General features: G+C 70.7%; 8 protein-coding genes. 6 read left to right on the top strand and 2 right to left on the bottom strand.

Going from position 1 to position 12730, the window contains the following annotated elements; all coding sequences use genetic code 11:
* Positions 1-266 precede the first annotated feature (266 nt).
* The 4 genes from D3869_RS01855 (at position 267) to D3869_RS01840 (ending at position 8412) form a co-directional block, all read left to right on the top strand.
* On the top strand, positions 267-2195 hold the full coding sequence (locus D3869_RS01855; RefSeq protein WP_247895685.1) for an autotransporter assembly complex protein TamA: 1929 nt from the start codon (positions 267-269) through the stop codon (positions 2193-2195).
* Positions 2196-2308: 113 nt separating this feature from the next.
* Positions 2309-6625: a translocation/assembly module TamB domain-containing protein gene (locus D3869_RS01850; RefSeq protein WP_137138719.1), complete on the top strand. Its 4317-nt coding sequence runs from the start codon at positions 2309-2311 to the stop codon at positions 6623-6625.
* A gap of 126 nt (positions 6626-6751) precedes the next feature.
* Positions 6752-7450, top strand: coding sequence for a rhomboid family intramembrane serine protease (locus D3869_RS01845; protein WP_137138718.1), 699 nt, complete (start codon positions 6752-6754; stop codon positions 7448-7450).
* 77 nt (positions 7451-7527) lie between these two features.
* Complete coding sequence (locus D3869_RS01840) at positions 7528-8412, top strand: S-methyl-5'-thioadenosine phosphorylase (RefSeq protein ID WP_137138717.1); 885 nt, start codon at positions 7528-7530, stop codon at positions 8410-8412.
* A gap of 93 nt (positions 8413-8505) precedes the next feature.
* Here the strand turns inward: D3869_RS01840 and D3869_RS01835 are convergent, their stop codons facing one another.
* The gene (locus tag D3869_RS01835) at positions 8506-8919 is read right to left on the bottom strand and encodes a hypothetical protein (RefSeq protein WP_035674528.1); all 414 of its coding nucleotides are present in this window, start codon (positions 8917-8919) and stop codon (positions 8506-8508) included.
* Positions 8920-9028: 109 nt separating this feature from the next.
* A complete protein-coding gene (locus D3869_RS01830; RefSeq protein WP_137138716.1) occupies positions 9029-9949 on the bottom strand; it encodes a pseudouridine-5'-phosphate glycosidase in 921 nt (306 codons plus the stop codon).
* Positions 9950-10098: 149 nt separating this feature from the next.
* Between D3869_RS01830 and D3869_RS01825 the strand changes: the two genes are divergently transcribed.
* Both D3869_RS01825 and D3869_RS01820 read left to right on the top strand, forming a co-directional pair.
* A complete protein-coding gene (locus D3869_RS01825; protein WP_119508245.1) occupies positions 10099-11085 on the top strand; it encodes a ligase-associated DNA damage response exonuclease in 987 nt (328 codons plus the stop codon).
* Positions 11082-12659, top strand: coding sequence for a cisplatin damage response ATP-dependent DNA ligase (locus D3869_RS01820; RefSeq protein WP_137138715.1), 1578 nt, complete (start codon positions 11082-11084; stop codon positions 12657-12659). The genes D3869_RS01825 and D3869_RS01820 overlap by 4 nt, the downstream gene beginning before the upstream one ends.
* The last annotated feature ends 71 nt before the right edge of the window (positions 12660-12730 follow it).

The raw sequence follows: 12730 nt of genomic DNA, 5'->3' as shown, positions 1-12730 counted from the left end.
GGGGACTCTTAAATCCGCTCTGGGGCTTCCGTTGCGCAATGCCGCCCCGACACCGCGGCTCGTTGACCGCGCACAACAAAAAAACCCTCCGAGATCGATCGGGGGGCTCTGCCGGGGAAACTGTTGCGACGCAATATAATGATCCGGGTTCATAACGCAAGCGGCGTGGTGGGGGAAACTCGCCCAAAGCGCCTATGCGGAATTTCCTTGCGTCACGGCGACCGAATCATTGGCGTCTGGAACAAGGAATCCCACATGGTCGGTTGATGACCCGCCGCGTTTCCGCTTCCCGCCTCGCCATCATCCTCCTGTCCAGCGCGCTCGTCGCCGTGCCGGGCGACCCGTCGCGCGCGCAGGACCCCGCGCCGGACGCCGCGCCGCCTCCCGCGGAGCAGGACAATTCCGGGCAGGATGACCCCACCCCCGACGCCCCCGGCCCGCAGATCCCCTACGAGGTGGAGTTCACCGGGCTGGACGACGACGACCTGCGCACCCTGCTGCGCGACAGCTCCTCGCTGGTCAGCCTGAAGGACGATCCGCCGCCGTCGGTGTTGGGGCTGGAGCGGCGGGCCGACAACGACCGGGACCGCCTGCAGACCGCGCTGCGCTCCGCCGGATTCTACGACGCCGTGCTCGACATCCGGGTGGACGCGGCCCGGACTCCGGCCAAGGTGACCGTCGCGGTGACGCCGGGCACCCCCTACCGCTTCAAGACCATCACCATCGCCTCCACCGACGGCGCGCCGCTGCCGGGCGGCGACGTGACGCCCGGCGACATCGGACTGCCGGTGGGGGAGCGGGCGCGGGCGCCGCAGGTGGTGGACGCCCAGTCCGCGCTGCTGCGCCGGATGACCGACCGCGGCCACCCCTTCGCCACCGTCGCCGAGCGGCGGGTGGTGGTCGACCACGACGACCACAGCATGGACGTCACCTTTTCGGTCGACCCCGGCCCGCTGGTGATGTTCGGCGACACCAAGATCGACGGGCTGGCCAGCGTCGACGAGGGGCTGATCCGCGGGCGCCTGCCCTGGAAGCAGGGCGACATCTACAGCCCGGCCAAGGTCGACCGGGCGCGCCAGCAGATCGCCCAGCTCGACGTGTTCGACACGGTGCGGGTGCGGCTGGCCGAGGAGCCGGGACCGGGCGGCGTCACGCCGGTGGACGTGACTCTGGCCGAGAAGCTGCACCGCTTCATCGGGGCCAGCGCCTTCTATTCGTCGGAGGACGGGGTGGGCGGTTCGGCCTACTGGGGCCACCGCAACCTGTTCGGCGGGGCGGAGCGGCTGCGGCTGGGCGTCGAAGTCGGGCGAATCGGCGGCGACAACGGCGCCGCTCAGGGGCCGCGCGGCAGCCTGGACCTGCCGGACATCCGGCTGTCCGCCAACTTCCGCAAGCCCGACTTCCTGGCGCCGCGGCAGTCCCTGATCCTGGATTTCCAGGTCGCGTCGGAGCAGCCGCCGGCTTACGACCGGGTCGCCACCATCGGCTCCGCCTCGCTGGAGCGGCAGGTGACCGACCAGCTCAAGGTCTCCTACGGCGTGTCGGGGGAGCGCGGGCGGGTGCGTTCCAATCTGCGGGAGTATCAGACCGGCTTCATCGGCGTGCCGCTGGGCATCGCCTGGGACGGCTCGGACAATCTGCTGAACCCGTCCAAGGGCTACCGCGCCTCGCTGCTCGCCACCCCCTGGTTCCCCTTCACCGGGGACAGCGATTCGATGTTCACCAGCTTCCAGATCAACGCGTCGGCCTACCGCGATCTGTCCGACGACGGGCGCTACGTCGCGGCGGCGCGCATCGGCGTCGGCAGCACGGTGGGAGCGTCGCTGGACCAGGTTCCGCCGGATCACCGCTTCTATGCGGGCGGCGGCGGGTCGGTGCGCGGCTACGGCTTCCAGAAGGCCGGACCACGCGATATCTACGGCGATCCGACCGGCGGGCGGTCGCTGTTCGAGGCCGGGCTGGAACTGCGCGTCAAGGTGACGGAGACCATCGGCATCGTGCCCTTCGTCGACGCCGGCACCGTCTTCGACAGCGCCTTCCCGGACTTCAAGGAGCCGCTGAAGGTCGGTGCCGGCATCGGCGCCCGCTACTACACCGACTTCGGACCGCTGCGCGCGGACGTCGCCTTCCCGCTGAACGCCGATTCCGGCGATGCGAAGTGGCAGCTCTATCTCAGTCTGGGTCAGGCCTTCTGATTCGTCCTTTCAACCGGTGATGCCGGACCGGGTCGCATTTTTGCCACTTGGATCGGGATCGCCCTTGCTCTTTCCCGTTATACCATTCGGGGAATGCCGCAACGGGGTGCGTGGTGTCGGGTCTGCGTCGTCTGATCGTCCTTCTTCTGGCCATCGCCGTCCTGACCGGGGCGGTCCTGACGGAGGCCGCGCGCGCGGCCGACAGCGAAGGGGGCGGCTGGGGGCCGGCCAACGCGGTTCGGCGCTGGATCGCCCAGACCATCGAGAAGGCGGTGAACGGCCCCGACCTCCAGGTCCGGATCGGCACCATCGGCGGCGCGGTTCCCGTGAACTTCACGATCTCGGACGTCACCGTCGCCGACCGCGAGGGCGTGTGGCTGCGGCTGGAGGATCTGCGCGTCAACCTCGCCCCGACCGCGCTGCTGACCGGACGGGCCAAGGCGGACGCCATCGAGGCGCAGCGCGTCGTCGTGGAGCGCGCGCCGCTGCCCGCCGAGGGGCCGGAGCCGCCGCCCGACCAGGGGCCGACCTCGCTGCTGCCCAGCCTGCCGGTGGGCGTCGCCGTGGACAAGCTGGCCATCGCCGAGCTGGTCCTGGCGGAACCGCTGATCGGGCAGGAAGCGCGGCTGAAGATCGACGGGTCGCTCGACCTCGCGTCGGGCGGGTCGTCGCTGGAAGCGCATCTGAACGTGGACCGTCTCGGCGAGCAGCCGGGCACGGTGGCGCTCGACGTCGCCTTCAACCCCGACGACAAGCGGCTCGACCTGAACCTCAAGGCGTCGGAGCCGGCGGGCGGGCTGATCGCCACCGCACTGAACATTCCCGGCGCGCCGCCGGTCAGCGCCTCGCTGGACGGGCAGGGCTCGCTGGACGACTGGAAGGGCACCTTCACCGCGGCGGCGGAGAACGCCGCCCGGCTGGCCGCCGACGCCACGATCAAGGCGGTGCCGGAAGGGCACGCCGTCACCCTCGCGGCGACCGGCGACGTGGCGTCCCTGCTCGGCCCCGACATCGCGCCGCTGGCCGGGCCGCAGCCGGTGCTGAAGGGCACCGTGGTGGTCGCTCCGGACGGTGCCCTGACTCTGCAGCCGGTGGCCGTCGAGACCGCCGCCGCCATGGCCAACCTCTCGGGCCGCGTCGGCGCCGACCGCCGCAGTCTCGACCTGCGCTACGAGGTGCAGGCCGGACCGGATTCCACCCTGCACGGCTTCGCCCCCGGCATCGCCTGGAGGGAGGGCACCGTGTCGGGCACCGCCCAGGGCACGCTGGACGCGTTGACCGTGGTGGTCGAGGGGCTGATCCGCGACCTCGCGGCCGACGATCCCGCCCTGGCCTCGGTCGCCGGGCCGGAGGTGCGGCTGGACGGGCGGGCGCGGATCAACGCCGACACCGGGGCGGTGGGAATCGACGGGGTGACCCTGACCACCGCGGCGGCCAGCGCCGGGGCGCAGGGCAATGTGACCGGCTGGGGCCAGACCGCCGACGTGACGGTGTCGCTGAACGCCGATGACCTGTCGCGTCTCTCCACGCTCGCCGGACAGCCGCTGGCCGGGTCGCTGGCCCTGGCCGGTCCGGTGCGCCGACAGGAGGACGGCACGCTGACCGCCGGCCTCAGCGGCGCCCTGCGCGGACTGGAGACCGGAACGCCCGCCGACGGCGTGCTCGGCCGCGACGTCAGCCTGGGCGTTCAGGCGGTGATGGATCCGGGCGGTGCCATGCGCCTCACCGACCTGACGGTGGATGGCCGCAACGGGCGGCTGACGGGTGATGCGGCCCTGGTGGATGGGACCGTGGACGCGAAGACCCGGCTGGAAATCGCCGACCTCGGCCCGGTGGGCTCCGCCGCCGGCACGGAGATGGCCGGCGGCCTGACGCTCGACGCGACGGCAAAAGGGCCATTGGACAAGCTGGTGGCGGAGGCGGCGTTGCACGCCCGGAACCTCGCCGTGCAAGGGCGCCGCTTCGGCGACACGCGGCTGAACGCCACCGCGCAGAATCTGCCGGGCGCCCCTCAGGGGCGTGTGTCGGCCCGCACCGAACTGGCCGGCGCCGGGCTGACGGCGGACGCCGCCTATGCACTGGAGGGGCAGGCGCTGCGCATCAGCGACCTCGCGCTGGCGAACGGGCCGAACCGGATCACCGGGGCGGTGCGCGTGGCGCTCGACGTCATGACGGCGACCGGCAAGCTCGACGGCACCCTGCCGCAGCTTCAGGCGCTGTCGGAGCTGGCCGGCGTGCCACTGACCGGAGCGGCGGGCTTCACCGTCGCGCTCGACGCGCCGAACGGCAAGCAGGCGGCCAACCTGACCGCCAACGCCACCAACCTCCGTGTGGAAGGCGAGGGCGGGCCACTGTTCGCCGCGCGTCGCCTGACCGCCAACGCGGACGTCGCCGACGCGCTGGGCAGCGCCAGCGGCAAGGCGCGCGTGGAGCTTCAAGATGGGGCCGCCGCCGGCAACGACCTGTCCCGCGTGACGGCCAGCGTGGACGGCTCGCTCGCCAAGGCGGCCTTCCGGGCGGAGGCGGTGGGGGCCGGGCGCGATCCTCTGGGGCTGGACCTGGCCGGGGAGTTCACGCAGAGCGGTGCGCTGAACCGCATCCGGCTGGATCGCCTCCAGGGCCGCTACAGCGGCGAGTCCTTCCGGCTGACCCAGCCGGCCGCCATCGCCCTGGGCGAGCGGCGCTACGAGGTGTCCGGCCTGCGGCTGGTCAGCGGCAACGCCCAGCTCGCCGCCGATCTCGGCCTGAATGGGGAACGGCTGTCGGGCGAGCTGCGGCTGGACCGCGTGCCGATGGCGCTGGCCCGTCTGGCGAACCCGACTCTCCGGCTGGACGGCACGCTGAACGCCCAGGCGACGCTCGGCGGCACCGTCCGCCGCCCGCAGGCCGACGCCACGCTGCGCGTCGCCAACCTGAAGGCGCAGCAGACCACCCAGGCCGGCGTGCCGGGCCTGAACGCCACCGTCAACGCCCGCTGGAGGGAGGCCCGCCTGTCGGTGGACGGCGACGTCGCCACCAGCAACAACGCGGGCCGGGTGACCCTGACCGCCGCCGCACCGCTGGCGATGAACCCGGACACGCTGGCCTTTTCGGTCCCGGAGCGCGGCCGGCTGGAGGCGGCGCTGCGCGGCGCCATCGACGCCTCGCTCGCCAACGATTTGCTGGCAGCGACCGGTGACAGGGCGCGTGGCACGCTGCGGCTGGACGTCAGCGTCGACGGCACGGTGGCGGCGCCCCGGCTGGGTGGCACGGTGACTCTGGCCAACGGGCGCTATGAGAACCGGGCGAGCGGCGCCATCATCAGCAACATCGACGCCCGGATCGTCGGCGACGGCGACGTCTTCACCATCCAGAGCTTCCGCGGGCGGACCACCAACGGCGGCGAGATCAGCGCCCGCGGTGTGATCCGCCCCGCCGCCACGGACCCGCAGCAGCAGCTCGACCTCGCCATCCAGGCCGACCGGGCGCGGCTGGTGCAGAACGATCTGGCCGCGGTCACCATCGGCACCAACCTGACGCTGACCGGCAGCTTCCTGAATCCGCGGCTGGCCGGTCCCGTGCGGATCGAGCGTGCGGAGATCCAGATCCCCAACCAGACCCCGCCCAACGTGGTGGACCTGAAGGTCGTCGAGGTCGGGAAGGGCCGCAAGGCGCAGCCGGTCAGCCTGAAGAACGGGCAGGCTGGAAACGGGCCGGCGGCGCCGGAGCCGGCCTTTGCGATGATCCTCGATCTGACGATCAGCGCGCAGAACCAGATCTTCGTCCGGGGCCGCGGTCTGGAGGCGGAGTTCGCCGGCCAGCTTGCCGTCACCGGCACCTCCAGCCAGCCGCTGGTCAGCGGGCGGCTGAACATGCTGAAGGGCGAACTGGACCTTCTCGCCAAGACCTTCGTCTTCAAGCGCGGCATCATCGAGTTCGACGGCGGTCCCACCATCGACCCGCGGCTGGATTTCCTGGCGGAGGCCACCGCCAACGACGTGACCGCCCAGGTTCTGGTCACCGGCACCGCCGGACAGCCGAAGCTGGAGCTGACCTCCCCGCAGGGTTTGCCGCAGGACGAGGTGCTGTCCGCGGTGCTGTTCGGGAAGTCGGTCGGCAGCCTGAACGCGGTGGAGGCGGTCCAGCTCGCCCAGTCCGCGGCGACCCTGGCCGGCTTCGGCGGTGGCGGCCCCGGCCTGATCGGCAACCTGCGCCGCGGCCTCGGCATTGACCGGCTGGAATTCACCGGCGGGGCCGATGGCAAGGGCGGGGCGGTGGAGGCCGGGCGCTACGTCAGCGACCGCGTCTATGTCGGGGTGGAGCAGGGCATCGGCGCGAACCAGAGCCGCGCCACGGTCGAGGTCGACATCACCAAGAACATCAAGGCGCAGGCGGACGTCGGCGCCGATTCCGACACCCGTGTCGGCGTCAAGTGGGAGTGGAACTACTGACCCGTCCCAGCCTTGCTCCGGGCCGGAGGCTGCTTTCGGGCGCTGGTCATCGGCGCAAGAGCCCCCATATCGAGCAAGGATGAAGGCCGCGCCGCCAAGGCTCCGGTCATCGGCGAAGGGGGAGCGGTGCGCGCTGCCAGAAGGATTCCCTACGTCAACCAGGGCATCGTCATGGCCTGCACGCTGGCCTTCGTGCTGGGCGTGCCGCCGGAATCCCTCGCCTTCGTTCCCGCCTACGTCTTTGGAACGGTGGAGACGGCCGGTCCGCTGCCGACCTGGGCGGTGTGGCGCGGGCTGTTCGGCCATGTCCTGATCCACAGCGACATCGTGCATCTGGTCAGCAACATGCTGGCGCTCTGGGCTTTTGGTGGTGCTGTCGAGCTGGCGATGGGCAGCCTGCGCTATCTGCTGTTTTTCCTGCTCTGCGCCGCGGCGGGGGCTGGGGTGGAGGGGGCGTTGGCCGTGGACCCGATGGCACCGCTGGTCGGGGCGAGCGGGGCGATCTGCGGGGTGATGGGCGCCTTCCTGCTGCTGCACCCGCAGGCGACGCTCGGCGTGACGCCTGGGCCGCGCGTTCCGGCCTCCTTCGTGGTGGGCAGTTTCCTGGCGATCAACGTGGCGATGACGCTGATGCCGCCGGCTCCGGAGTCCAGCCTGGGCGACGTGGCCTGGGCGGCCCATCTCGGCGGGTTCGGCGCGGGGATGGCGCTGGTTGCCCTGTTCCGCCGTCCCGGCGTGGCGCTGTGGAGCGTCGCCCGCCTCAGCACCGCGGCGAAGGCTGCCGTCTATCTGACGCTGGTCGTGGTTCTGCTGCGCACCCTGTGACCATCCCTGCCGTGACCGTTGCCTTTGCCGGGCCGGGGCGGAATACTGCGCCCTCCCATTGACGGAGGCATGTGACTATGGCGGAAACCGGGTCGGCGCCGGTGCTCGGCGTGATCGGCGGCAGCGGCGTCTACGACATCGACGGCTTGGAGAACCAACGCTGGGTGAAGGTGGAAACACCGTTCGGAGACCCGTCGGACGAGCTGCTGACGGGCGAGCTGAACGGCCAGAAGCTGGTTTTCCTGCCGCGCCATGGTCGTGGTCACCGCATCCCGCCGTCCGAGCTGAACTTCCGCGCCAACATCTACGCGCTGAAGGCGCTGGGCGTGACCGAGATCCTGTCGGTCTCCGCCGTCGGCTCCCTGAAGGAGCATCTGCCGCCCGGCACCTTCGTGGTGATCGACCAGTTCATCGACCGCACCTTCGCCCGCAACAAGAGCTTCTTCGGCACCGGTCTGGTGGCGCATGTGGCGCTGGGCCATCCGGTCTGCGGGCGGCTGGGCGACCTGATCGAGGAGGCGCTGGTGGAACTGAAGGTGCCGCACCAGCGCCGCGGCACCTACATGGTCATGGAAGGCCCGCAATTCTCGACCAAGGCCGAGTCCGAGCTGTACCGGAGCTGGGGCTGCGACGTGATTGGCATGACCAACATGCCGGAGGCCAAGCTCGCCCGCGAGGCGGAGATGTGCTACGCGACCGTCGCCATGGTCACCGACTTCGACTGCTGGCATCCGGACCATGACCACGTCACCGTCGACGCCGTCATCCGCGTGGTGGTCGCCAACGCCGGCAAGGCGCGGTCGCTGGTCAAGACTCTCGCGCCGAAGCTCCAGGTGCGTGACGGGTTGTGCGCCCAGGGCTGCCACACCGCGCTCGACCACGCGATCATGACCGCGCCGGACAAGCGCGACCCGGAGATGCTGAAGAATCTCGACATCATCCTCGCCCGCGCGCTGGGCTGAGGACGCCAACGCAAAAAGCCGCGGGACCCGGCGTGCGTCCGGGTCCCGCGGCTTTTTCCTTGGATCGCTTGGAAAGGGATCGGGCGGATAGCCTCAGTGGCGGGTGCGCGCCGGGGTGACGTAGACGCCGTCCCAATCGACGCCGAACAGCGCGTCGTCGCCGGCTTCTTCCACCAGCTCGTCATAATCGCTGATGTCGATCAGGCCGAAGATCGAGGCGGTGCCCGAGGCGTCCAGGTCGCAGGTGATGACGCGGCCGGCGAACTCGACGGAGGTGAAGAACACTTCCGGCAGTTCCATGCTATCGAGGTCGGCGGACACCGCGCACTCGATCTCGTGGACGAGGCGGGACGAGAGGGAGCCCCGCAGTTTCGCCGCCTGGGAGGCCCAGACGATCTTCTTGACCCGCGCAGCCGGGCGGTTGTCGGTTTCGCCGATGCCCTCGTCGGGCTGGGCGGCCATGGCGATCATCCGGGAAACCAGGTTCGACGGGCTGGGCGCACGCATAGAGACCTCCGTGAAGAACGAGCGCAGATTCACCCGGCTTCGGTTAACGGGGACTTAAATCCGGACGTCACGGATGGCTTACCTCTTATGCGTAATGATCTATGACCAGTCATTCCGTCAGCGCCGCGTAAGCCGCCGCCAGCCGCGCCGCGGTGACGGCGTTGTGGCGGATCAGCGCCATGTTCGCGGTCAGGCTGCGCCCGCCGGTGATCCGCTCCAGCGCGGCAAGAAGAAAGGGCGTGACGGATTTTCCCGTGATTCCATGATGTTCCGCATCCTTGAGCGCCTGCGCGATGGCCCGCTCCATGGCGGCGCCGTCGAGCGCGTCGGCCTCCGGGATGGGGTTGGCGAGGACCACGCCACCCTCCAGCCCAAGCTCCCATTTGGCCCGCAGGATCGCCGCGACCTCGTGCACGTTGTCACAGCGATGAGAGACGGGCAGACCAGAGTTGCGGCTGTAGAAGGCCGGAAACTCGTCCGTGCCCAGCCCCAGGACGGGGACGCCGCGGGTCTCCAGCACCTCCAGCGTCTTCGGCAGGTCGAGAATCGATTTCGCGCCCGCGCAGACGACGCAGACGCTGGTGCGGGCCAGCTCGTCGAGGTCCGCCGACACGTCGAAACTGGTTTCGGCGCCGCGGTGCACACCACCCAAGCCGCCGGTGGCGAAGACGGCGATCCCGGCCAGCCTCGCGGCGATCATGGTCGCGGCCACGGTGGTGGCGCCCAGCGCTCCGGTCGCCAGAGCGACGGGCAGGTCGCGGCGGCTCAGCTTCATGACGCCGGTGCCGCCCTTGGCGAGCCGCTCCAGAGCCTCGCTGTCCAGCCCGACGCGGATGCGCCCGTCGAGAACGGCGACGGTGGCGGGCACCGCCCCCTCGGCCCGCACTGCGTCCTCCAGCGCCGTCGCCGTCTCCAGATTCTTCGGGTAGGGCATGCCGTGCGAGATGACGGTGGATTCCAGCGCCACGACGGGCCGGCCCTCGGCCAGGGCGGCGGCGACCTCGGGCGTCGGGGACAGGCGGTCGTGCATGGTCGGAGTCTCCCTCGTTCTCCCGCATCCTGCGCTGTGCTCCGCGCCGGCGCAACCGCAGGAATCGGAATTTTGTCCTTTCGCGAGGACGGCCTATATTGCAGGACATGCCTGCGCAAAGCCCCTCCCGTCCCCCCGCCGAACGTTGGATGAAGGTCTGCCCCGAAGGACTCTACGTCGAGCCCGGCGGCTTCTATGTGGACCCGCTGCGTCCGGTGGACCGCGCCGTGGTGACCCACGGCCATTCCGACCACGCCCGACCCGGCCACGCCCATGTGCTCGCCACCGCCGGGACCCTCGCCATCATGCGGCAACGGCTGGGCGAGGGGGCGGGGGCGGCGACGCAGACGCTCGACTATGGCGAGGCGATCCGCATCGGCGACGTGACGGTGCGTCTGGTCCCCGCCGGCCATGTGCTGGGCAGCGCGCAGGTGGTGCTGGAGCATGCCGGAACGCGGGTGGTGGTGTCCGGCGACTACAAACGGCGCTTCGACCGCACCTGCGCTCCGTTCGAGCCGGTGCCCTGCGACGTCTTCATCACCGAGGCGACCTTCGGCCTGCCGGTCTTCCGCCACCCGCCCGACCTGGGGGAGATCGACAAGCTGCTGCACTCGCTGTCGATCTTTCCGGAGCGCAGCCATGTCGTCGGGGCCTACGCGCTGGGCAAATGCCAGCGGGTGATCTCCCTGCTGCGCGCCGCCGGCTACGACCGGCCGATCTACCTGCACGGCGCGCTGGAGCCGATCTGCAAACTCTACGAGGGCTTCGGCGTGCCGCTGGGCGAGCTTCGCCCGGCCACCGTCGCGGCCAAGGAGGAGCTGAAGGGCGCCCTGGTGCTGGCCCCGCCCGGCGCGGTGGCCGACCGTTGGGCGCGGCGGTTGACCGACCCGGTGGTGGCCATGGCCTCCGGCTGGATGCGGGTGCGCCAGCGGGCGCGCCAGCGCGGCGTGGAACTGCCCCTGGTCATCTCCGACCACGCCGATTGGGACGAGCTGGTCCAAACGCTCGACGAGGTCGCCGCCCCCGAGGTCTGGGTGACCCACGGCCGGGAGGAGGCGCTGGTCCACCACGCCACCCAGCGCGGCATCCGCGCCCGCGCCCTGGCCCTGGTCGGCTTCGAGGAGGAGGGGGCGTGAAGAATTTCTCCGCGCTGATCGACGGGCTGGTCTTCATGCCGGCGCGCAACGGCAAGATCCGCCTGCTGGCCGACTTCTTCGCCACCACGCCCGACCCCGACCGCGGCTGGGCGCTGGCGGCCCTGACGGAATCGCTGGTCTTCCACGAGGCCAAGCCGGCGGCCATCCGGCAGCTTGTCGCCACCCGCGTCGATCCGGAGCTGTTCGCCCTGTCCTACGACTATGTGGGTGATCTCGCCGAGACGGTGGCGCTGATCTGGCCGGAGCGTCCGGAGCGGGCGAACAGCTTGCCGGCTTCCATGACCGAGGTGGTGGAGACTCTGCGCGCGGCCAAGCGCGGGCAGGTGATGGGGCTGGTGGAGGGTTGGCTCGACACGCTGGATTCATCGGGCCGCTTCGCCCTGCTCAAGCTCATCACCGGCAGCCTGCGGGTGGGCGTGTCGGCGCGGCTGGCCAAGACGGCGCTGGCGGAGTGGGGCAAGGTCGATCTCGGCGACCTGGAGGAGTGCTGGCACGGGCTGACCCCGCCCTACGCCGATCTCTTCGCCTGGCTGGAGGGGAAGTCCGACCGGCCGGCGGCGGGGAAGGGCGCCGGCTTCCGCCCGCTGATGCTCTCCCATCCGCTGGAGGAGGAGGACATGGCCGGGCTCGATCCGGCCGACTACGCCGCGGAGTGGAAATGGGACGGCATCCGCGTGCAGTTGGCGGCCCGCGGTGGCGAGCGGCGAATCTACAGCCGCACCGGTGACGACGTGTCCGGCGCCTTTCCGGACATCGCGGACCACATGACCTTCGATGCCGTGCTGGACGGCGAACTGCTGGTTGCCCGCGACGAGGGCGCGATCGCGCCCTTCAACGACCTCCAGCAGCGGCTGAACCGCAAGACGGTCACCGCGGCGATGCTCAAGGAGTTTCCCGCCTGGGTGCGGCTTTACGACATCCTGTTCGACGGCGAGGAGGACCTGCGTGGCTTGCCCTTCACCGAGCGGCGCGCCCGGCTGGAGCGCTGGCACGACGCGGTGCGGCCGCGGCGGATGGACCTGTCGCCGCTGGTGCCGTTCGAGGGCTGGGAGGCGTTGAAGGGCCTGCGCGAGGGCAGCCGGGAGAACAGCATCGAAGGGCTGATGCTGAAGCGCAAGGACAGCGTCTACGTCGCCGGGCGCCCCAAGGGGCCTTGGTTCAAATGGAAGCGCGGGGCGCTGACCCTCGACACCGTGCTGATGTACGCCCAGCGCGGGCACGGCAAGCGCTCCAGCTACTATTCGGACTTCACCTTCGGCGTCTGGCGCGGCGAGGAGTTGGTGCCGGTCGGCAAGGCCTATTTCGGCTTCACGGACGCGGAGCTGGTGGAACTCGACCGCTGGGTGCGCAACCGCACCACCCGCCGCTACGGCCCGGTGCGCGAGGTCGAGCCGGGGCTGGTGCTGGAGGTCGCCTTCGACAGCGTGCACCCGTCGAACCGTCACAAGAGCGGTCTGGCGATGCGCTTCCCGCGCGTTCACCGCATCCGCTGGGACAAGCCGGCGGCCGAGGCCGACCGGCTGGAGACGCTTCAGGCGATGGTCGTAGCCTAGAGTGAGCCGCTTCTTCCATTTTGAACCGGGTCGGCGTTGACGCTGGTGGGGCAGCGCTTAGTCTTCTGCAA

Source organism: Azospirillum brasilense (assembly GCF_005222205.1).
Classification (GTDB): Bacteria; Pseudomonadota; Alphaproteobacteria; order Azospirillales; family Azospirillaceae; genus Azospirillum; species Azospirillum brasilense_G.
The sequence above is the reverse complement of the archived record's forward strand: the minus strand, read 5'-3'. Positions and strand labels throughout refer to the sequence as shown.